The sequence below is a fragment of the Streptomyces sp. MspMP-M5 genome, assembly GCF_000373585.1.
GTDB lineage: Bacteria > Actinomycetota > Actinomycetes > Streptomycetales > Streptomycetaceae > Streptomyces.
On record NZ_KB891900.1, the window covers coordinates 50,524 to 71,983 of the forward strand.

Sequence of the window (21,460 nt, forward strand, 5' to 3'; positions counted from 1 at the left end):
TAAGGGGTCGCGCGGGGGCCGGGTGGCGCGTCCAGCGGGTGAGATGACGGCCGGTCGGAGTGTGGACGCGGACAGCGGACAGCGGACACGGGGTGTCACGGGTGCGGCTGACCCATCGGGCACGCTGCCTCAAACCCATCGGGCACGCCTGCCTCAAGGGCGGTCCGCCGCGTAGAGGTCCGTGAGCGCGGCCGCGGCGTCGGCCAGGACGCGGCGCGCCTCGGGTGGGTCCAGGACCTCCAGGGAGTCGCCGAACTGGAGCAGTTGACGGACGGCGGCGAGTACTGGGTAGCCGAGTTCCAGGATGGCCCAGCCGTCGGCGGGGTCTTCGGCGGGGGCTCCGGCGGCGGTCGTCCCGTCGGCCCGGGGGTCCCCGCCGGCCTCCGTACGAGGTGGCGCGGTCAGCGTGGGGCCCAGGATGCGTACCGCCATGTCCAGGCGTTCCCGGCGGATCCGGGCGGTCACGCGTACCGGCGCCGGCCGCTCCTCCACCTGCTGCCGCAAGTGCGCCCAGACGTCCGCCAGTTCTGCGCCCGGCCGCCGCCGTACCGGGGCGTCGGTGACGGCCGCCGCGGCCACCCGGTCGGCCCGGAACAGCTGCGGCCGGCCGCGCCGGTCGGCGACCAGGTACCAGGTGCCGGCCTTGGCGACGAGCCCGTACGGGTCGACGGTGTAGGTGCGCGGCCGGGGCTCGCCGCTGTGCCGGTAGCGGATGCGCAGCCGCCGGTCGGTGAAGACGGCGGTCTGCAGCTCGTCCAGGTCCACGGCCGGGCGGGGCCCGCTCAGCCAGCGGTCGGGGTCCACCAGGACGCGGCGGCCGACGAGTTCGGCGGCCGGGCGGTGCGGGGCCGGCAGCGCCGCCATCACCTTGCGCAGCGCCGAGCCCAGCGCCTCGTCGAGGCCGAGTGCGTGGTGCGCGCCCTGCGCCGCCAGGACGAACAGCGCCCGGGCCTCGTCGGTGGTCAGACCGGTGACGTCGGTGCGGTAGCCGGGCAGCAGCGCGATCCCGCCGTGCCGGCCGCGCTCGGCGTAGACCGGTACCCCGGATGCCGAGAGTGCCTCGATGTCGCGGTAGACGGTGCGGGTGGAGACCTCCAGGCGGGCGGCCAGTTCGCTCGCCGGGACCCGGCCGCGGGTCTGCAGGAGCAGCAGGATCGAGAGCAGTCGGTCGGCCTTCACCCCTGGGTTATATCCCGCTCCCCGGCCGCGTTCTAAATATGACGGCGGGTGTCAGGTTATTGCCGGAGAGTGCGCTGCATGACGACGACCGACGCACTCGCCACCGCCCCGCACCGCCCGGCCACCGTGCCCGCCCGGCTCGCCCCGGACGCCCTCGCCGACCTCGTACGGCAGGTCCGCGGCCCCGTGTTCCGCCCCGGTGACGAGGGGTACGACGCCGAGCGCTCCGGATACCAGGCCGGGTACCGGCACCGCCCCGCCGTGATCGTCGGCGCGGTGGACGCCGCCGACGTGGCCGCCGCGGTCGGCTTCGCCCGTGCCCGGCGGCTGCCGGTCGCCGTCCAGGCCACCGGGCACGGGCTGTCCACCGCCACCGACGGCGGGCTGCTCATCAGCACCCGGCGGATGACCGAGGTCACCGTGGACCCGGCGGCCGGCACCGCACGGGTCGCCGCGGGTGTCGTCTGGGGCCAGGTCGTCGAGGCCGCCGCGCCGCACGGGCTCGCCCCGCTCAACGGCTCCTCGCCCGGCGTCGGCGTGGTCTCGTACACCCTCGGCGGCGGCGTCGGGGTGCTGGCCCGCACCTACGGTTTCGCCGCCGACCACGTCCGGTCGATCGACCTGGTCACCGCCGACGCGCGCCGGGTCCGGGTCACCGCCGAGACCGAACCCGACCTCTTCTGGGGCCTGCTCGGCGGCGGGCACGGCCTCGGGGTGGTCACCGGCATGGAGTTCGGGCTGATGCCGGTCGCGCGGCTCTACGGGGGTCAACTCGTCTTCGGCGCCGAGCAGATCGACGCCGCGCTCGCCGCCTACCTGCGCTGGACCGAGACCGTCCCGGACACCCTGACCTCCTCGCTCGGCCTGATCGTCTACCCCGACCTGCCGCAGCTGCCGGCCCCGCTGCGCGGCCGCCACCTCCTCCAGATCCGGATCGCCTTCACCGGCACCGCCGAGGACGGCGAGCGCCTGGTGGCGCCGCTGCGCGCGGTCGGCCCGGCGGTCTCCGACGACCTGCGCGAGATGCCCTACGAGGAGTCGCACACCATCCACCGCGACCCCAGCGACCCGCACGCGTACAACGGCGACAACGTGCTGCTCCGCGACCTGGACGCGGCGGCGCTGCACCGGGTGGCGAAGCTGGCCGGGCCGGCCGCCCCGGTGATGGTGGTGGCGCAGCTGAACCACCTGGGCGGCGCGCTGGCGACCGGCCCGGTGGGCGGCGGCGGGGCCGGTGCGGTGGGCCACCGGGAGGCCCGGTTCGCGCTGCGGGTGCTCTCCCCGCTGGGCGACGCCGACCCCGAGGGCGACCTGGCGACCGTGCGGGCCGTACACGCCGAGGTGTTGGCGGCCGTGGAGCCCTGGCGGCTCGGCCGCAGCGTCAACTTCCTCCTCGGCGAGCAGCGGGGGCGGGCGGACGCGGCCGAGGTGGCCCGCAGCACCCACGGCACGGCGGCCCGGTCCCGGCTGGCGGGCCTCAAGGCCGCCCACGACCCGGAGAACGTGTTCCGGTTCCATCCGTACGGGGTGTGAGCCTCGCGGGCACCCTCCCACGGCGTGCCCAGGTCCTAGCTGAAGACGGCCGCCAGGACGATCAGTGCGACGAGGAGGGCGAGGGTCTCCCACCGGGCCGCGCGGCGCAGCGTGTCCAGCGACGACAGGTGGCCGCCGGAGGAATGGTGCGGCTGCCAGGGCGAGGAGTCGTCGGACGAGTGGGAGTGGTGGTGCGTGTGATGGGTGTGGTGGTGTTGGGAGTGGTGGGATGTGTCGTGGGAGGCACCACCGGATGCGCTGTCGCTCATGCGGCCCATGCTAAGGGCGCGGATAGTGTCATGGGCATGTCCTGCGCGCGCCCTGGACGTCCCCTGGATATGTCGTGGGTGACCGCCACACCGTTGTCCACAGCCCTTGCCGTGCCCCCTCCCTCCAAGTGCAGTCTGGGGACATGGCTGATCGCACGGAGACGGACAAGCGGAACGGCGGCGGACCCGGCACGGGCGGGCGGGCGGCGGACGAGGCGGCGACCGCCCGCCGGGACCTGGCGCGCGAACTGGCCACGGCCATACGGGGCGAGGTCTCGGCCGCCGCCGCGGACCGCGCCCTGATGACGATGGACGCGTCCAACTACCGGCGGGTCCCGGAGGTGGTGGTGGCGCCCCGGGACGCCGAGGATGTCGCCGCGGCGCTGCGGATCTGCCGTGCCCGCGGCGTCCCGGTCGTGCCGCGCGGCGCCGGCACCAGCATCGCCGGGCAGGCCACCGGCTTCGGCGCCGTCCTGGACTTCACCCGCCATATGCGCCGGATCGTCGCACTGGACCCCGAGGTCCGCACCGCCGTCGTCCAGCCCGGCGTCATCCTCGACGACCTCCGGGCCGCGGCCGCCCCGCACGGCCTGACCTTCGGCCCCGACCCCTCCACCCACAGCCGCTGCACCCTCGGCGGCATGATCGGCAACAACTCCTGCGGCTCGCACTCCGTGGCCTGGGGCACCACCGCCGACAACGTCCGCACCCTGGAGGTGCTCACCTACGGCGGCGAGGCGGTCCGGGCCGGCCGCGGCACCGACCCCGAAGGCCGCCCCACCGGCCTCCCGCCCCGCCTGCGCGACGGCGTCAAGGCCCTGGTGGACGGGGAGTTGGCGCTGCTGCGCACCGGCTATCCGGCCGGCCTCCCGCGCCGCATCTCCGGTTACGCCCTGGACGCCCTGCTCCCCGAGGCCGGCACCGACCTGGCCCGCGCCCTCACCGGCAGCGAGGGCACCCTCGGCGTCGTCACCGAGGCCGCGGTCCGGCTCGTCGAGGCCCCCGCGGCCCGCGCGCTGGCCGTCCTCGCCTACCCCGACGAGAGCGCCGCCGCCGAGGCCGCGCACACCCTCCTCCCGTACAGCCCGCTGACCGTCGAGGGCATGGCCGCCGACCTCGTCGGCAAGGACGCCACCGGGCTCCCGGACGGCGGCGCCTGGCTGTTCGTCGAGACCGGCGGGGCGAGCCGCGCCGAGGCCGCCGCCCGGGCCGAGGCGCTGTGCCGCGCGGCGCGGGCCGACGGCGCCACCGGCCACACCCTCGTCACCGACCCGGCCGGCCAGCGCGCCCTGTGGCGGATTCGCGAGGACGCCTCCGGGACCGCGACCCGGATGCCCGATGGCAGCGAGGCATGGCCCGGCTGGGAGGACTGCGCCGTCCCGCCCGCCCGACTCGGCCCGTATCTGCGGGACTTCCGCGCCCTGCTCGCCCAGCACGGCCTGCGCGGCACCCCCTACGGCCACTTCGGCGACGGCTGCATCCACGTCCGGATCGACTTCGACCTGCTCACCCCGCCCGGCATCCGCCGCTTCCGGGAGTTCTCCACCGACCTCGCCGCCCTAGTGGTGGCGCACGGCGGCTCGCTCTCCGGCGAGCACGGCGACGGCCAGGCCCGCGCCGAACTCCTCCCGGCGATGTACGGCGAGGAACTGGTCGGCCTCTTCGGCCGGTTCAAGGACCTCTGGGACCCGGCCGCGGGCCTCAACCCCGGCATGCTGGTCCGCCCCGACCGCCTCGACGACAACCTCCGCTTCGCCCCGCTGCCCAAGCGCCCGGTCCCGGTGGAGTTCGGCTATCCGCACGACGACGGCGACTTCTCCGCCGCCGTCCGCCGCTGCGTCGGCGTCGCCAAGTGCCGTACGGAAAAGCTGGGTTCAGGATCGACGGACGTCATGTGCCCGTCCTTTCGGGCCACCGGCGAGGAGCAGCACTCCACCCGCGGCCGCGCCCGGCTGCTGCACGAGATGCTCGCCGGTGAGGTGGTCACCGACGGCTGGCGCTCCCCGGAGGTGCGCGACGCCCTCGACCTGTGCCTGTCCTGCAAGGGCTGCCGCAGCGACTGCCCCGTGGGCGTCGACATGGCCACCTACAAGGCGGAGTTCCTGCACCACCACTACGCGGGCCGGCTCCGCCCCGCCGCCCACTACGCCATGGGCCGCCTGCCCCAGTGGCTGCGCGCCGCCGCCCCCGCCGCACCGGTGCTCAACGCCCTCGCCCGCACCCCGCTGGCCGCGGCCGCCAAGCGGCTCGCCGGTATCGCCCCGGAGCGGGAGATTCCGGCGCTCGCGAGGGAGACCTTCCGCCGGTGGTGGTGGCGGCGCCGGCGCGCCACGGCGGGTGCGCCGGCGTCCGGCCGCAGGGTCGTCCTCTGGCCCGACACCTTCACCAACTACCTGTCGCCGGAGGTGGGGCGGGCCGCCGTCCGTGTCCTGGAAGCCGCCGGACTACGGCCCCTGCTCCCGCCCACGGCGCCCCTGGTGACGCGCCCGTCGCTCCCGCTGCCCCGCCTCCACCGCCGCGGCCTCTGCTGCGGCCTGACCTACGTCTCCACCGGCCAACTCACCCAGGCCCGGGCCGTCATGCGCCGGACGGTGGAGGTGCTCGGCCCCCTGGTGGGCCCAGGCCGCCCCCTGGTCGTCCTCGAACCGAGCTGCGCCGCGGCGCTCCGCACGGACCTGCCGGAGCTGCTCGCCGACGACCCCCGGGCCGCCCGGCTCGCCGCCGCCGTCCGCACCTTCGCCGAAGTGCTGGAGGAACTGGCCCCCGACTGGACCCCGCCCCGCATCGACCGCCCGGTCGCCGGCCAGACCCACTGCCACCAGCACGCCGTCCTCGGCGACGCCGCCGACCGCCGGCTGCGTGAACGCGCCGGCCTGACCGGGACGTTGAGCGGCGGCTGTTGCGGCCTGGCCGGCAACTTCGGCTTTGAACGGGGCCATTACGACGTCTCGGCGGCCTGCGCCGAGGACCAACTCCTCCCCGCCGTCCGCCAGGCCGCCCCGCACGCCGAAATCCTCGCCGACGGCTTCTCCTGCCGGACACAGCTCGCCCAGCTCGGGGAGCGCCCGGGCCGCCACCTCGCGGAGGTCCTGGCGGAGGCCCTGGACGCCGCGGAGACGGAGAAGGGCGGTGAGGCGGAGGAAGGGAGGTGAGACCGGGAGGCGGAGGCGGAGGCGGTGGGGGTGGGGGGGAGAGGGGAGGGGAGGGGAGGACTGACGGGCTGGATTGACGGACCGGGCAGAGGGGCCGGGCACAGGGGCCGCCCGCTACCCCTGTCCCATGACCTCGCGTGCCAGCGCCACCAGGTCGGGGATGCGGGGGTGGCCGGGGCCGTCGCGCCAGGCGATCACGACGGGTACGGGTGGCGCGTCGGTCAGCGGGACGTAGGCCATCGCCGGGTGCGGATGCATTCCGGCGGTGGCGGAGGTCGTGACACCCACCGCGCGGCCGCCCGTGATGGCGGCGATCCAGTCGTCGGTGTTGCCGATGGTGATCGTGGATGTGGGGCGGGCGTCGGCGGGCCAGAGGTCGAGGCCGGTGATGCCGGAGACGGTGTTGAGGGCGATGGTGCGCGAGGAGAGGTCGGTGAGGGAGAGGGCCGGGCGGCCGGCCAGCGGGTCGTCGGCGGGGAGGCCGGCCACCCGGGGCTCGGTCGTCAGCGCCTCGGTGATCAGACCGGGGGCGGTGACCTCACCGCGGAGCAGGGCCGCGTCCACGTCGCCGCGGACGAGGCCGGCCGTACGGTCGTCGATCCGCAGGAGTTCCAGGGGCGTCTCCGGGTGTTCCTCGTGCCAGCGGCGCAGCAGCGTGGTGGTCTCCGCGCCCGCCGCCGACCAGGCGTGGCCCAGCCGGAGCGGCCAGCCGGTGCGGCGGCCGTAGGCCAGGGCACGGTCGAAGGCGGAGACGGCGAGCGCCGCCCGGTCGCGGAAGGCGAGGCCGTCCGGGGTGAGCGCGAGATGGTGGGTGGTGCGCTCGACGAGGCAGACCCTCAACGTCTCCTCCAGCTGGCGGAGGGTGCGGGAGACGGCGGGCTGGGTGAGGTGGAGGCGTTCGGCGGCGCGGGTCACGCTGAGGGTGTCGGCGATGGCGAGAAAGCAGCGGAGATGACGCACCTCAAGGCTCATGCGTGCGGAGCATAACAACCGGCGAAATGGCATTTCACGTGCGCGAACGCGGGTCGTAGCGTGGGGATGTGAATGCTTCCTCCGCGCCGTTCGGGTCGTCCGCCCAGTCTGCTTCCGCTTCTTCCGTCGATCCTGCTTCCGCCGATTCCTCCTCCGCAGCGTCCCCTTCCGCAGTGTCCTCGTCCGCAGTCTCCTCTTCCGGTGCGTCCTCTGCCGGTGCGTGCGGCTCCGGGATACCGCAGCCCGTGCCGCCCTCGCCAGAGGTGCGGTCGGCTGAGGCGGAGGCCGCGGCCCATGGGGTGGGGCCCGGGACGGCGGGGGCGGCGGGGGCGCGGCCGCGTGGTCGGCTGGTGTCGGTGGGGCTGGTCATCGGCGGGATCGTCTCGCTGCAGTTCGGGGCGTCGGTGGCGGTGCTGCTGTTCCCGCGGGCCGGTGCGCTGGGCGTCGTCACCTTGCGGCTGGTCGTGGCGGCGCTGGTGTTGCTCGTCGCCTGCCGGCCGAGGGTGCGGGGCTACACGCGGGGAGACTGGGCCACGGTCGTCGCCTTCGGTGTCGCGCTGGTCGCGATGAATTCGCTTTTCTACCAGGCGCTGGACCGGATTCCGCTCGGCGCCGCGGTCACCCTGGAGTTCCTCGGCCCGCTGATCCTCTCCGTGGTGACGTCGCGGCGGCTGCTGAGCGTGGTGTGGGCAGTGCTGGCACTGGGCGGTGTGGTGCTGCTGGGGCGTGCAGGGCTCGACGGACTGAATCTCACCGGGGCCGGTTTCGCGCTGGCCGCCGGTGGGCTGTGGGCCGCGTACATCCTGCTGTCGGCGCGCACCGGACAGCGGTTCCCGCAGGCGGACGGGCTGGCGCTGGCGATGACGGTGGCGGCGGTGCTGAGTCTGCCGCTCGGGGTGGCGAGCGCCGGGGCGGCGCTGCTGGACCCGGTGACGCTGGGGCTGGGAGCCGCCGTGGCGCTGCTGTCGTCGGTCATGCCGTACACGCTGGAGCTGCTCGCGCTGCGCAAGCTGCCCGCGTCCGGGTTCGCGGTGATGATGAGCCTGGAGCCGGCCGCGGCGGCCACGGCCGGGTTCCTCGTGCTGGGGCAGGCGTTGGGGTGGCTCGAACTGGTGGCGATCGGCCTGGTGGTGGTGGCCAGCGCGGGGGCGGTACTGGGCGGAACGCGGCGCTGAGTTCCGCTGCGCTTGGCTGGCTTCCCACGTTGTCGGCTGTCCCGCCGTGGGGTTCGCCTTGTGCGCCTGCGGCGCGGTGTCCGCTGCGTTTGGCCCGGCTCTCACGTTTCGGCTTGCCCGCCGTGGGTTGCTTTTGCGCCTGCGGCGCGGTGCCGCTGCGCGGGGCTGTTCGGCCGCGGTGACGGGCCTCCGGGGCAGGGGTGTGCCGGACTGCTTCGCTTTACGTCCGGCACACCCCTGCCCCTCCGGCCCGTCCCCTCCCGTGAGTGGGTGGGAGACGGGTGGGCGGAGGCCGATGCCGGTGGGTCGGTGCGCGTGGTCGTCGCTGTCGACTCGCGCTCATGCATTACCGGCGATTGCTCGGGGTGTCCGGGGTCGAACTTCGGACGCACGGCACAACCCTCTACAACAGCCTCTACCGCAGCGACGATCAGATGTTGGTCAACGCGCACGTCTGGGGCGTAAACGCGTACGGCGCACCCGTATGGCACCTGCGGCGAGACAGCGGCGGCGGGATGTTCGACAGCTACGTGGAGAGCTTCAACGCCGTATGGGATCAGGCAACGCCTGTACAGGAAGGCTAGAAAGTGGCACGCACCGAGTACTACGACGATGCCGACGCGCCGAAGCCGAACAGCCTCGTCGTCGCTGCTTCAGCGGTCGTGACCGACGACAAAGGGCGAATCCTGCTGCAGCGCCGCCGAGACAATGACTTCTGGGCGCTGCCGGGCGGCGGAATGGACATCACCGACTCGCTACCGGGAACGGCCGTGCGGGAGGTCAAGGAAGAGACCGGCTACGACGTGGAGATCACGGGACTGATCGGCACGTACACCGACCCGCGCCACATCATCGCGTACAGCGACGGGGAGGTGAGGCGGCAGTTCAATGTGTGCTTTCGGGCGCGTATCGTCGGCGGCTCGCTGACCGTCTCCGACGAGAGCACGGAGGTCCGCTTCGTGGAGCCCGGCGAACTCCACGCGCTTCCCATGCATCACACCCAGCGGCTACGGCTCCAACACTTTCTGGAGGATCGGCCGATGCCTTATCTGGGATAGTGCAAAGCCCCCGCACTCGTCGCCCGGACGCAGGGAGACGAACAAGGGGGCTCCGCTGTCGGTCATTCCCAGAAGCCCGACTCGTCATCGTCATCTCTGAGGCTGCTGCCGGCTGATGACAGTGTGCCGCCCAGGGGCTACCGGCCGGCGTGGACGGCTCGTTTGCCGTTCTGGGTGAGGGGGACCGGGAGGGATCGGGGGGCGCTGCGCTTGGTGCGGCCGTCGAGGTCCTTTTGGACGACGTTGACGTTGACGGCCACGCCCTGGCCGCCGGCGAACTTTCCGCCGGCGAAGGCGTCCACGCCGCCGGCGGTGATCTCGTAGCCGGTGGTGTCGGCGATGCCGTGGGCGCGGCAGTCGCGGAACACCTCCTCGATGGGGACGAACCACAGCCAGTGGTAGTCGCCGTCGTGGTTGAGATCGACCTTGTCGTTGAACCAGATCGCCACGGCTCCCGACATGCCGACCGTGGCCGTCCAGTCGATGTCGTACTTCTGGGTGCCGATGACCAGGGACGCCTCGATGGCCGACTTGGCCGGGATCTTGAGCGGGAGGTCGACGCCCCAGTTCTGGGTCTCCTTGTGGGTGTACTCCTGGGTCGAGGAGAGGTTCGTCTCGATCGACGTGGTCTCGGACACCTTGGCCACGGCCGGGATCTCCGCCGAGACCTCCATGGAGACGCCGATCTTCAGCGACTCGGTCACGGAGATCCGCAGATCCTGCTCGGTCGTCTTGCTCTGCTTGTAGATGACCTGCTGCTCGACGGCGGAGCCGTTGCGGTAGTTGGTGGTGACGGAGCTGACCTGGCCCGGTATGGGCGAGGGGGCCTTGGGGTCGTAGGTGATGCCGCGGTACTCCGTGCTCACCTGGTACTTGTGGTAGGCGCCCAGCTCGCCGCGCTGTCCGTAGTCCGTGGAGGCGGTGAAGCGGCAGCCGTGGGAGCCGGGGAAGCGTTCCCGGGCCATCCAGGTGCCCCACTTGTCGGTGATCTCCTGGAGGGAGAGGGCGGCCGCCTTGCGGGGCGGGGTGGCCGGGGCGGCGTTCGGCCGGCCGGATGCCGCGGCGGCGGTGCCCGCGGTCGCGAGGGATACCGGGACGGCCGCCGCGAGGCCGGCGGCGGGGACGGCGGCGAGGAGGCGGCGGCGGGAGACATGGGTCATGAGAGGGTCCCAATCCGAGGGGGCGGAACAGGGGAACTGTCTTGGGAAGCAATGCAATCGGCGATCTTCGGTCGCACATAGGGACTTTGGTCCCGAAATCGTGGATGTGGCGCGCAACCGGGGCACATGCGCGGGCGGGGGCGGCCCGTTCGCCGTGGCGCGCCATGGCAAGAAATCATGCAGGCGTGCTTGATTGTTTCTGGGGGTGCTGCCACCCTCGGTGCGCGCATCACCGCAACAGCTGTCAACGTGACGGTGTGTCAACATGCCCTGTCCGTAAGGGATATGGGCGTCGGGCGTGGGTGAGGAGAGCGTGCGATGGCCGATCCGCGGGAGGTTCGGGAGGTCCTGGCGGACCTGCTGGCCGAGGGTGAGGAAGTGGACGGGCTGGTGGCGGGGCTGCCGGAAGCGGAGTGGGGGCGGGCGACCCCGGCCGCCGGATGGAGCATCGCGCATCAGATCGCGCACCTGTTGTGGACGGACGAGCGGGCCGTGCAGTCGGCGGTCGATCCCGAGGGGTTCGGGCGGGAGGTGGAGGCGGCGCTCGCCGCGCCGGAGACGTTCGTGGACGAGGGGGCCGAGCGGGGCGCGCGGTCGGCGCCCGCCGAGCTGCTGGCGCGGTGGCGGGCGAGCCGGGCCGAGCTGCTGGAGGTACTGGCGGTACAGCCCCAGGGCGGGAAACTGCCGTGGTACGGGCCGCCGATGAGCGTGGCGTCGATGGCCACCGGGCGGCTGATGGAGACCTGGGCGCACGGGCAGGACGTGGCGGACGCGCTGGGGGTGCGGCGGGTGCCGACGGCCCGGTTGCGGCATGTGGCCCGGATCGGGGTGCGGGCCAGGGACTACGCGTATGCGGTGCACGGGCTGACGCCGCCGGGGGAGGAGTTCCGGGTCGAGTTGACGGGGCCCGGCGGCGAGGCGTGGGCGTTCGGGCCGGAGGGCGCGGCGCAGCGGGTGAGCGGGCCGGCGCTGGACTTCTGCCTGCTGGTGACGCAGCGGGCGCACCGGGACGAGGTCTCCCTGGTGGCGGTGGGGGCGGACGCCGAGCGGTGGTTGGGCATCGCGCAGTCCTTCGCGGGGCCGGCGGGGGCGGGGCGGCGGCCGGGCGAGGTGCGGCGATGAGGGGGCCCGGGCCGGAGGCGGTCGCGGAGCCGTTGCGGATCGGGAATGCGTCGGGGTTCTACGGCGACCGGTTCGAGGCGGTGCGGGAGATGCTGACCGGCGGGCCGCTGGACGTGCTGACCGGGGACTATCTGGCCGAGCTGACGATGCTGATCCTCGGGCGGGACCGGCTGAAGGACCCGCGGCTCGGCTACGCCAGGACGTTTCTGCGGCAGCTGGAGGAGGGGCTGGGGCTCGCCGTCGAGCGGGGCGTGAAGATCGTGACGAATGCGGGTGGGCTGAATCCGGCCGGACTGGCCGACGCGGTACGGGAGTTGAGTGCGCGGGTCGGGGTGCCGGTGCGGGTCGCGCACGTCGAGGGGGACGAGCTGCTGGGGCGGGGGTGGGGCGAGGGTGTGCTCACCGCCAACGCCTATCTGGGGGGTGCGGGGATCGCGGCGTGTCTGCGGGCCGGGGCGGATGTCGTGGTCACCGGGCGGGTGGCGGACGCGGCGCTGGTCAGCGGGCCGGCCGCGGCGCACTTCGGCTGGGCGGCGGACGATCACGACCGGCTGGCGGGGGCGGTGGTCGCGGGGCATGTGCTGGAGTGCGGGGCGCAGGCGACGGGCGGGAACTACGCGTTCTTCGAGGAGTTGGGGGACGTGCGGCGGCCGGGGTTTCCGCTGGCGGAGGTCCGTGCGGACGGCAGTGCCGTGATCACCAAGCACCCGGGGACCGGGGGAGCGGTGACGGTGGGCACGGTGACCGCCCAGCTGCTCTACGAGACGGCCGGCGCCCGCTATCCGGGGCCGGACGTCACGGCGCGGCTGGACACCGTACGGCTCGCGGCGGACGGGCCGGACCGGGTACGGATCGACGGGGTGCGGGGCGAGGCGCCGCCGGCGACGCTGAAGGTCGGGCTGACCCGGATGGGCGGCTGGCGCAACGAGGTGGTGTTCGTGCTCACCGGCCTCGGGATCGAGGCCAAGGCCGAGCTGGTGCGCGGGCAGTTGGACGAGGCGTTGGAGCGGGCCGGGGGCCGTCCGCGGGAGGTGACCTGGACGCTGGCGCGGACCGATCACGCCGATGCGGGGGTGCAGGAGGAAGCGAGTGCGCTGCTGCGGCTGGTGGTGCGGGACCCGGATGCCGAGGCCGTCGGGCGGGCCGTCAGCGGCGCCGCGGTCGAGCTGGCGCTGGCCAGTTACCCGGGCTTCCATGTGACGGCGCCGCCGGGGAAGGGCGCCCCGTACGGGGTGTTCGAGGCGGCGTATGTGCCGGCGGAGGATGTCCAGCAGGTGGCGGTGCTGCCGGACGGGGAGCGGGTGGCGATCGCGCCCGGGCCCGCGTCGGCGGACGAGCCGGAGGCCGTGGTGGGGGAGCTTCCGGAGCCGCTGCCGGACGGGCCGGTCCGGCGGGCGCCCCTGGGGCTCGTCGCCGGGGCGCGCAGCGGCGACAAGGGCGGCTCGGCCAACGTCGGGGTGTGGGCCCGGACGGACGACGGATGGCGGTGGCTGGCGCACGCCCTCACCGTCGAGCGGCTGCGTGAACTCCTGCCGGAGACCGCCGGGTTGGCGGTGCGACGGGAGGTGCTGCCCCGTTTGCGGGCGCTGAACTTCACGGTGGACGGGCTGCTGGGCGAGGGCGTCGCCTCGCAGGCCCGGTTCGATCCGCAGGCCAAGGCGCTGGGGGAGTGGCTGCGCTCCCGTCATGTGGAGATACCGGAGGTTTTGCTGTGACCGTCCTGCGGAGCGCGCTGGATCCGGCCGGGGCCGAGTACGCCGAGCGGCGGGCGGCGATGCTGGAGAAGCTCGGGGAGGTGGCGGCCGAGCATGCCAGGGCGCTGGCCGGCGGGGGCGAGAAGTACGTGGCCCGGCACCGCGGGCGGGGCAAGCTGCCGGCCCGGGAGCGGATCGAGCTGCTGCTGGACCCCGACACGCCGTTCCTGGAACTGTCGCCGCTGGCCGGCTGGGGCAGCGACTACGCGGTGGGGGCGTCGCTGGTCACCGGCATCGGGGTGATCGAGGGCGTGGAGTGCCTGATCACCGCCAACGACCCGACGGTACGCGGCGGGGCGAGCAATCCGTGGACGCTGAAGAAGGCGCTGCGGGCCGACGAGATCGCGTTCGCCAACCGGCTTCCGGTGGTCAGCCTGGTGGAGTCCGGTGGCGCCGACCTGCCGAGCCAGAAGGAGATCTTCATCCCCGGCGGGGCGCTCTTCAAGGACCTGACGCGGCTGTCGGCGGCCGGGATTCCGACGGTCGCGGTGGTCTTCGGCAACTCGACGGCCGGCGGCGCGTACGTCCCCGGGATGTCGGACCACGTGATCATGGTGAAGGAGCGGGCCAAGGTCTTCCTCGGCGGGCCGCCGCTGGTGAAGATGGCGACCGGCGAGGAGAGCGACGACGAGTCGCTGGGCGGCGCCGGGATGCACGCCCGGACGTCGGGGCTCGCGGACTACTTCGCCATCGACGAACCGGACGCGCTGCGGCAGGCGCGCCGGGTGGTGGCGCGCCTCAACTGGCGCAAGGCGCACGCCGATCCGGGCCCGGCCGTGCCGCCCGAGTACGACGAGGAAGAGCTGCTGGGCATCGTCCCCGGCGACCTCAGGGCCCCCTTCGACCCGCGCGAGGTGATCGCCCGGATCGTCGACGGCTCCGACTTCGACGAGTTCAAGCCGCTGTACGGGGCGAGCCTGGCAACCGGGTGGGCGGAACTGCACGGCTATCCGGTCGGGATTCTCGCCAACGCCCGGGGCGTGCTGTTCAGCGCGGAGTCCCAGAAGGCCGCACAGTTCATCCAGTTGGCCAACCAGCGGGACATCCCGTTGATCTTCCTGCACAACACCACCGGCTACATGGTCGGCAGGGAGTACGAGCAGGGCGGCATCATCAAGCACGGCGCGATGATGATCAACGCGGTGTCGAACTCGCGGGTGCCGCACCTCTCCGTCCTGATGGGCGCCTCGTACGGGGCCGGGCACTACGGGATGTGCGGGCGGGCCTACGACCCGCGGTTCCTGTTCGCCTGGCCGAGCGCCAAGTCGGCGGTGATGGGGCCGCAGCAGCTCGCCGGGGTGCTCTCCCTCGTGGCCCGCGCCTCCGCCGAAGCGAAGGGGCAGCCGTACGACGAGGAGGGCGACGCGGCGCTGCGCGCCATGGTGGAGCAGCAGATCGAGGCCGAGTCGCTGCCGATGTTCCTGTCCGGGCGGCTGTACGACGACGGCGTCATCGACCCGCGCGACACCCGCACCGTCCTCGGCCTGTGCCTGTCCGCCGTGCACACCGCGCCGGTCGAGGGCGTGCGGGGCGGCTTCGGCGTCTTCCGGATGTGAGGGAGGGGATTCCTGTGACAACCAGCGATTCCGAGGCCGTGGCCGCGGCCGCGTCCGGGGCGGAGGGCGGCGTGGAGATCCGTTCGGTGCTCGTCGCCAACCGCGGCGAGATCGCCCGCCGCATCTTCCGCACCTGCCGCGAACTGGGCATCGCCACCGTCGCGGTGTACTCCGACGCGGACGCGGACGCCGCACACGTACGGGAGGCGGACCTGGCGGTGCGGCTGCCGGGCCGGGCGCCCGCGGACACCTATCTGCGCGGTGCGCTGCTGGTGCAGGCGGCGCTGGCGGCCGGGGCGGACGCGGTCCACCCGGGGTACGGGTTCCTCTCCGAGAGCGCGGCGTTCGCCGCGGCGGTGGCGGACGCCGGGCTGGTGTGGATCGGGCCGCCGCCGGCCGCCATCGAGGCGATGGCCTCCAAGACCCGCGCCAAGGAGCTGATGGCGGCGGCCGGGGTGCCGCTGCTGGCCCCGGTCGACCCGGCCGCGGCCGCCGCCGGGGACCTGCCGCTGCTGGTGAAGGCGGCGGCCGGCGGCGGCGGGCGGGGCATGCGGATCGTCCGCGAACTCGCCGAGCTGGAAGGGGAGTTGAGGGCGGCGCGGGCGGAGGCGGCGGCCGCTTTCGGGGACGGCGAGGTGTTCGCCGAGCCCTATGTGGAGGGCGGGCGCCATGTCGAGGTGCAGGTCCTCGCCGACGCGCAGGGCGACGTCTGGACGCTCGGCACCCGCGACTGCTCGCTCCAGCGCCGCCACCAGAAGGTCGTCGAGGAGGCCCCGGCCCCCGGGCTGCCCGACGCGCTCCGGGACATCCTGCTCCGGGCCGCCGCCCAGGCCGCACGGGCCATCGGCTACCGGGGCGCGGGCACCGTCGAGTTCCTGGTCTCGCCCGACGGCCGCGGGTACTTCCTGGAGATGAACACCCGCCTCCAGGTCGAGCACCCGGTCACCGAGGAGATCTACCGGCTGGACCTGGTGGCCCTCCAGATCGCGGTCGCCGAGGGCCGTCCGCTGCCCGCCGTACTGCCCGAACCGCACGGCCACGCCGTCGAGGCCCGGCTCTACGCGGAGGACCCGGCGGCCGGCTGGCAGCCGCAGACCGGCACCGTGCACCGCATCGCCGTACCGGACGGCGTCCGGCTGGACTCCGGGGTGAGTGACGGCGACACCGTCACCGTCCACTACGACCCGATGCTGGCCAAGGTGATCGCCTGGGCTCCGACCCGCGCCGAGGCCGTCCGCAAACTGGCGGGCGCCCTGCAACGGGCCCGTATCCACGGCCCGGTCACCAACCGCGAACTGCTGGTCCGCTCCCTGCGGCACCCCGAGTTCGCCACCGCCACCGGGCTCGACACCGGCTTCTACGACCGCAACCTCGCCGCCCTCACCGCACCGGAGACCGCCGGCGACGCCCTCTGCGCGCTGGCCGCCGCGCTCGCCGACGCGCACGGCCGCTCCCGCTTCGGGGGCTACCGCAACCTCCCGGCCGGCCCGCAGGTCAAGCGCTACGCCCGCGCGGACACCACCCACGAGATCCGCTACCGGCTCGGCCGGGAGGGGCTGACCGCCGAGGACTTCCCCGGCGTCCGGCTGGTCGCCCTGGCCGCGGACGAGGTGGTGCTGGACGTCGACGGACTGCGGCGGACCTTCACGGTCGCCCGCTACGGCGACGACCGGGTCCACGTCGACTCGCCCCTGGGCGCCCGCACGTTCACCGCGCTGCCCCGTTTTCCCGACCCCGCGGCCCGTACGGAGCCCGGTTCGCTGCTCGCCCCGATGCCCGGCACCGTCGTCCGGATCGCGGACGGGCTGGCCGAGGGCGACCGCGTGGAGGCCGGCCAGCCGCTGCTGTGGCTGGAGGCCATGAAGATGGAGCACAGGATCACCGCACCGGCGGCCGGCACCCTGACCGCCCTCCCCGTCCGGGCCGGCAGACAGGTCGAGGTGGGCACCCTGCTCGCCGTCGTCGCCGACTGACCCCGGCCGCACCACGGGCCCCCGCGCCGCCCCTCACCCGCGATCCGCAGGCACTCACTCACCGCCCCAGGAGCCGTCATGAGCAACGCCCTGAGCAACCCCGTGATCGAGTCCGAGGAACACCGCGCCCTGCGCGCGGCCGTCGCCGCGCTCGGCAGGCGCTACGGCCGGGAGTACTTCACCGCCGTCGTCGCCGAGGGCGCCCACACCGACGCACTGTGGCAGGAGGCCGCCAAGGCCGGCTACCTCGGCGTCAACCTCCCCGAGGAGTACGGCGGCGGAGGCGCCGGCATCACCGAACTCTCCCTCGTCCTCGAGGAGTTGGGCGCGGCCGGCTGCCCGCTCCTCATGCTGGTGGTCTCGCCGGCGATCTGCGGCACGGTCCTCGCCCGCTTCGGCACCGAGGAGCAGAAGCGCGCCTGGCTGCCCGGACTGGCCGACGGCAGCCGCAAGATGGCCTTCGGCATCACCGAACCGGACGCCGGCTCCAACTCCCACCGGATCACCACCACCGCCCGCAAGGACGGCGGGGACTGGATCCTCAACGGGCGGAAGATCTTCGTCTCCGGGGTGGACATCGCCGACGCGACACTGATCGTCGGCCGCACCGAGGACGCCCGTACCGGAAAGCTCAAGCCCTGCCTGTTCATCGTCCCGCGCGAGGCCCCCGGCTTCGGCCGCAGCCCCGTCCCGATGGAACTGGCCGCCCCGGAGAAGCAGTTCGAGCTGACCCTGGACGAGGTGCGGCTGCCCGCCGACGCCCTCGTGGGCGACCAGGACGCCGGACTGCTCCAGCTCTTCGCCGGCCTCAACCCCGAACGCATCATGACCGCCGCGTTCGCCCTCGGCATGGGCCGCTACGCGCTGGCCCGGGCCGTCGACTACGCCCGCACCCGCCAGGTCTGGAAGGAGCCGATCGGCGCCCACCAGGCCCTCGCCCACCCGCTCGCCCAGTGCCACATCGAACTGGAGCTGGCCGCACTGATGATGCGCAAGGCGGCGCTGCTCTACGACGCCGGCGACGACACGGCCGCCGGCGAGGCCGCCAACATGGCCAAGTACGCGGCGGCCGAGGCCGCGGTGCACACCGTCGACCAGGCCGTGCACACCCTGGGCGGCAACGGCCTCACCCGGGAATACGGGCTGGCGTCGCTGATCACCGCCGCCCGGGTGGCGCGGATCGCCCCCGTCAGCCGGGAGATGATCCTCAACTACGTCTCCCACCAGTCCCTGGGGCTGCCCAAGTCGTACTGAGCGAACGGGCGGTGCGCCGGGCCGGCTTCCACCGGGCGTGCGTACCGGGGCCCGGCACACGGGAAGGAACGTCCACGGCGGCCCGCCCGCCGCCCCACCCACCGCACCCAGGGAGGAACCCATGGCGTCCACCACACCCCGCCACTCCCACCACCACTCCCACGTCTTCCGCAGCGCGTACCCCGACATCGCCCCCGTGGAGCTGCCCCTCCACGAGGCCGTCCTCGGGCGGGCCGCCGCCCACGCCACCCGGCCGGCCCTCGTCGACGCCCTCACCGGCACCACCCTCGACTACGCCCGGCTCGACCACCTCAGCCGCCGGCTGGCCGCCGCACTCGCCGCGTCCGGGCTCCGCAAGGGCGACGTACTGGCCCTGCACAGCCCCAACTCGGTGCTCTTCCCCGTGGTCTGCTACGCCGCGTCGCGCTGCGGGGCGGCGGTCACCACCGTCCACCCGCTCGCCACCGGCGCCGAGTTCGCCCGGCAGCTGGCCGACTCCCGGGCGTCCCGGATCGTCACCGTGGCGGCACTGCTGGACACCGCACGGGACGCCGCCCGACAGGCCGGCGGCATCGCCGAGATCCTCGTGTGCGACCGCGCCGACGGCCACCGCTCGATCCTCGACCTGGCCGCCGAGGACCACCACCCGGCCCCCGCCCCGGAGATCGCCCCCGCCACCGACCTGGCCGTGCTCCCGTATTCCTCCGGCACCACCGGCGCACCCAAGGGCGTGATGCTCACCCACCGCAGCATCGCCACCAACCTCGCCCAACTGGCCCCGGTGCTGGCCAACGGCCCCGGGGACCGCGTCCTCGCCGTCCTCCCCTTCTTCCACATCTACGGGCTCACCGCCCTGATGAACGCCCCGCTGCGCAACGGCGCCACCGTCGTCGTGCTGCCCCGCTTCGACCTCCGCCAGTTCCTCACCGCGATCCAGCAGCACCGCATCACCGAGGTCTACGCCGCGCCCCCGATCGTGCTGGCGCTGGCCAAGCACCCGATGGTCGACGCGTTCGACCTGTCCTCCCTCCGGCGCCTGCTCTGCTCCGCCGCACCCCTGGACGCCGGGCTCGCCGCCGCCTGCGCCCGCCGCCTGGGCCTGCCCACCGTCCTCCAGGCGTACGGCATGACCGAACTCTCCCCGGCCACCCACGTCGTACCGCCCAGTTCTGGAGCCACGCCACCGGGCACGGTCGGCACCCTCCTCCCCAGTACGGAACTGCGGATCGTCTCCCTGGAGACGGGCCGGGACCTCGGACCGGGGGACAGCGGCGAAATCCTCATCCGCGGGCCGCAGGTGATGAAGGGCTACCTGGGACGTCCCGCCGAGACCGACGCGATGATCGACGCGGACGGCTGGCTGCACACCGGCGACATCGGTCGGACCGACGCCGACGGCTGGCTCCATGTCGTCGACCGCGTCAAGGAGTTGATCAAATACAAGGGCTACCAGGTGGCCCCCGCCGACCTGGAGGCGCTGCTGCTCGCCCACGAGGACATCGCGGACGCCGCCGTCATCGGCGTCACCGACGAGGACGGCAACGAGATCCCCAAGGCGTTCGTGGTGCGCCGCCCGGGGGCCGCGCTCACCGCCGACGAGGTCATCGCCTACGTTGCAGAGCGCGTCGCCCCCTACAAGAAGGTGCGCCGGGTGGAGTTCCTGGCCGACGTGCCGCGCGCCACCACCGGAAAGATCCTCCGGCGCGAACTCCGCGCCGGCGAAAGGAGTTCGACGGCCCCATGACGGACGTGGAGCGCTCCCACGAGCGCGGAATCACCACCCTCACCCTCAACTCCCCCCGCAACCGCAACGCCCTCTCCACCCGCCTGGTCGCCGAACTGCACCAGGCCCTCGCGGACGCGGCCGCCGACGACGCCGTCCGGGCCGTGGTGCTCGCCCACACCGGCACCACGTTCTGCGCCGGCGCGGACCTCTCCGAGGCCACCACGGGCGACGCCAAGGACGGCCCCCTGGGGCTCGCCCGGCTGCTGCGCGCCCTCGTGGAGCTGCCCAAACCGGTGCTCGCCCGGGTCACCGGCCACGTCCGGGCCGGCGGCCTCGGCCTGCTCGGCGCCTGCGACCTCTCCGTCGCGGGCCCGGAGGCCACCTTCGCCTTCACCGAGGCACGGCTCGGCCTCGCCCCCGCGGTGATCTCGCTGCCCCTGCTGCCCCGGCTGGACGCCCGGGCCGCCGCCCGCTACTACCTCACCGGCGAGCGGTTCGGCCCGGCCGAGGCGGCCCGGATCGGCCTCGTCACCCTCGCCGCCGACGACGTCGACACCGGCCTCGCGCCGCTGCTCGACGGCGTCCGCAGGGGCTCCCCGCAGGGCCTCGCCGCGTCCAAGAAACTGGTCACCGCCGACGTGCTGGCCGCCTTCGACCGCGACACCGACGCGCTCGCCGAACAGTCCGCACGGCTCTTCGCCTCCCCCGAGGCCCGCGAAGGCATGACCGCCTTCCTGGAACGACGGGACCCGGCATGGGTGCGCTGACCCCGGCCCGCGGCACCAAGGAGCCCCAGCAGGAACGCAGCCGCGCCACCCGCCTCAAACTCCTCGAAGCCGCCGTCGCCTGCCTCGCCGAACGCGGCTGGACCGGCAGCACGGTCTCCGTCGTCGCCGAGCGGGCGGGCGTCTCCCGGGGCGCCGCCCAGCACCACTTCCGCACCCGCGAGGACCTGTTCACCGCGGCCGTCGAGCACGTCGCGGAGAAGCGGCAGGGCGCGCTGCGGGCCGCCCTGGCACACGATCTGCCGCCGGCCGGCTCCCTGGCCCGCACCCGGCGGATCGTCGAGGAACTGGTGGGCCTCTACACCGGCCCCCTCTTCCGCGCCGCGCTCCACCTGTGGGTGGCGGCCTCCGACGAGGAGCAGCTCCGCGAACGCGTCACCGCCCTGGAGGCCCGGGTGGGCCGTGAGGCGCACCGCACGGCCGTCGCGCTGCTCGCCGCCGACGAGTCCGTCCCGGGCGTCCGGGAGACGGTCCAGGGCCTCCTGGACATGGCCCGTGGCCTGGGCCTGGCGAATCTCCTGACGGATGATTCGGCCCGCCGGGTCGGGGTTGTCACGCAGTGGGCTTCGCTCCTCGACGAGGCGTTGTCGGCGCCAGTGGGGTGCCCGCCCACGTTGTCGGCGCCCCCGCCGTAGGGGTTCGCCTTGTTGCGCCTGGCGGCGCCGATCCGCTGCGCGGGATTCTTGTCCGCTGCGCGGGGCTGTCGGGTGCGGTGACGGGTCTGCGGGGCAGGGGGTGTGTCCGGACTGCTTCGCTTTACGTCCGGACACACCCCCTGCCCCTCCGACCCGT

16 protein-coding genes and 1 pseudogene are annotated in these 21,460 nt (G+C 74.0%); 13 read left to right on the forward strand and 4 right to left on the reverse strand.

The annotated features are described in order from the left end of the window. Positions 1–153: 153 nt before the first annotated feature. Positions 154–1,179 (reverse strand): helix-turn-helix transcriptional regulator, encoded by a 1,026-nt coding sequence (locus B073_RS0122625; protein WP_018540359.1) that lies wholly within the window; start codon positions 1,177–1,179, stop codon positions 154–156. Between the two features lie 78 nt (positions 1,180–1,257). Between B073_RS0122625 and B073_RS0122630 the strand changes: the two genes are divergently transcribed. After that, on the forward strand, positions 1,258–2,712 hold the full coding sequence (locus B073_RS0122630) for an FAD-binding oxidoreductase (protein WP_018540360.1): 1,455 nt from the start codon (positions 1,258–1,260) through the stop codon (positions 2,710–2,712). A 35-nt stretch (positions 2,713–2,747) separates the two neighbouring features. Here the strand turns inward: B073_RS0122630 and B073_RS40740 are convergent, their stop codons facing one another. Next, the gene (locus B073_RS40740; RefSeq protein WP_158690183.1) at positions 2,748–2,981 is read right to left on the reverse strand and encodes a hypothetical protein; all 234 of its coding nucleotides are present in this window, start codon (positions 2,979–2,981) and stop codon (positions 2,748–2,750) included. Between the two features lie 143 nt (positions 2,982–3,124). Between B073_RS40740 and B073_RS0122640 the strand changes: the two genes are divergently transcribed. After that, positions 3,125–6,133, forward strand: a complete 3,009-nt coding sequence (locus B073_RS0122640) for an FAD-binding and (Fe-S)-binding domain-containing protein (RefSeq protein ID WP_018540362.1) — start codon at positions 3,125–3,127, stop codon at positions 6,131–6,133. A 114-nt stretch (positions 6,134–6,247) separates the two neighbouring features. On the opposite strand, the gene B073_RS0122645 is transcribed toward B073_RS0122640, so the two are convergent. Then, a complete protein-coding gene (locus B073_RS0122645) occupies positions 6,248–7,105 on the reverse strand; it encodes a LysR family transcriptional regulator (RefSeq protein ID WP_026247621.1) in 858 nt (285 codons plus the stop codon). Between the two features lie 245 nt (positions 7,106–7,350). Between B073_RS0122645 and B073_RS40745 the strand changes: the two genes are divergently transcribed. The 3 genes and pseudogenes from B073_RS40745 (at position 7,351) to B073_RS0122660 (ending at position 9,338) form a co-directional block, all read left to right on the forward strand. Next, positions 7,351–8,280, forward strand: coding sequence for an EamA family transporter (locus B073_RS40745; RefSeq protein ID WP_078508126.1), 930 nt, complete (start codon positions 7,351–7,353; stop codon positions 8,278–8,280). 323 nt (positions 8,281–8,603) lie between these two features. Then, positions 8,604–8,864, forward strand: a pseudogene (locus B073_RS0122655) (XRE family transcriptional regulator); the annotation flags it as partial. Between the two features lie 3 nt (positions 8,865–8,867). Continuing rightward, positions 8,868–9,338 (forward strand): NUDIX hydrolase, encoded by a 471-nt coding sequence (locus B073_RS0122660; RefSeq protein WP_018540366.1) that lies wholly within the window; start codon positions 8,868–8,870, stop codon positions 9,336–9,338. Positions 9,339–9,475: 137 nt separating this feature from the next. Here the strand turns inward: B073_RS0122660 and B073_RS0122665 are convergent, their stop codons facing one another. Next, the gene (locus B073_RS0122665) at positions 9,476–10,498 is read right to left on the reverse strand and encodes an ETX/MTX2 family pore-forming toxin (RefSeq protein WP_018540367.1); all 1,023 of its coding nucleotides are present in this window, start codon (positions 10,496–10,498) and stop codon (positions 9,476–9,478) included. Between the two features lie 318 nt (positions 10,499–10,816). On the opposite strand from B073_RS0122665, the gene B073_RS0122670 reads away from it, so the two are divergent. The 8 genes from B073_RS0122670 to B073_RS0122705 all read left to right on the forward strand — a co-directional run bounded on the left by B073_RS0122670 (position 10,817) and on the right by B073_RS0122705 (position 21,303). Beyond that, positions 10,817–11,620, forward strand: a complete 804-nt coding sequence (locus B073_RS0122670) for a TIGR03084 family metal-binding protein (RefSeq protein ID WP_018540368.1) — start codon at positions 10,817–10,819, stop codon at positions 11,618–11,620. Then, positions 11,617–13,335 (forward strand): acyclic terpene utilization AtuA family protein, encoded by a 1,719-nt coding sequence (locus B073_RS0122675; protein ID WP_018540369.1) that lies wholly within the window; start codon positions 11,617–11,619, stop codon positions 13,333–13,335. Before B073_RS0122670 ends, B073_RS0122675 begins: the two co-directional genes overlap by 4 nt. Continuing rightward, positions 13,332–14,930: an acyl-CoA carboxylase subunit beta gene (locus B073_RS0122680; RefSeq protein ID WP_018540370.1), complete on the forward strand. Its 1,599-nt coding sequence runs from the start codon at positions 13,332–13,334 to the stop codon at positions 14,928–14,930. Before B073_RS0122675 ends, B073_RS0122680 begins: the two co-directional genes overlap by 4 nt. A gap of 71 nt (positions 14,931–15,001) precedes the next feature. After that, positions 15,002–16,903, forward strand: a complete 1,902-nt coding sequence (locus B073_RS0122685) for an acetyl/propionyl/methylcrotonyl-CoA carboxylase subunit alpha (protein ID WP_026247623.1) — start codon at positions 15,002–15,004, stop codon at positions 16,901–16,903. Positions 16,904–16,981: 78 nt separating this feature from the next. Then, on the forward strand, positions 16,982–18,157 hold the full coding sequence (locus B073_RS0122690; protein WP_018540372.1) for an acyl-CoA dehydrogenase family protein: 1,176 nt from the start codon (positions 16,982–16,984) through the stop codon (positions 18,155–18,157). Positions 18,158–18,278: 121 nt separating this feature from the next. Next, positions 18,279–19,901 carry a 4-coumarate--CoA ligase family protein gene (locus B073_RS0122695; RefSeq protein ID WP_018540373.1) on the forward strand — a complete coding sequence of 541 codons (1,623 nt, stop codon included), beginning with the start codon at positions 18,279–18,281 and terminating at the stop codon, positions 19,899–19,901. Next, on the forward strand, positions 19,898–20,650 hold the full coding sequence (locus tag B073_RS0122700) for an enoyl-CoA hydratase family protein (protein ID WP_018540374.1): 753 nt from the start codon (positions 19,898–19,900) through the stop codon (positions 20,648–20,650). Before B073_RS0122695 ends, B073_RS0122700 begins: the two co-directional genes overlap by 4 nt. Beyond that, positions 20,638–21,303 (forward strand): TetR/AcrR family transcriptional regulator, encoded by a 666-nt coding sequence (locus B073_RS0122705; protein WP_018540375.1) that lies wholly within the window; start codon positions 20,638–20,640, stop codon positions 21,301–21,303. Before B073_RS0122700 ends, B073_RS0122705 begins: the two co-directional genes overlap by 13 nt. Positions 21,304–21,460 lie beyond the last annotated feature (157 nt).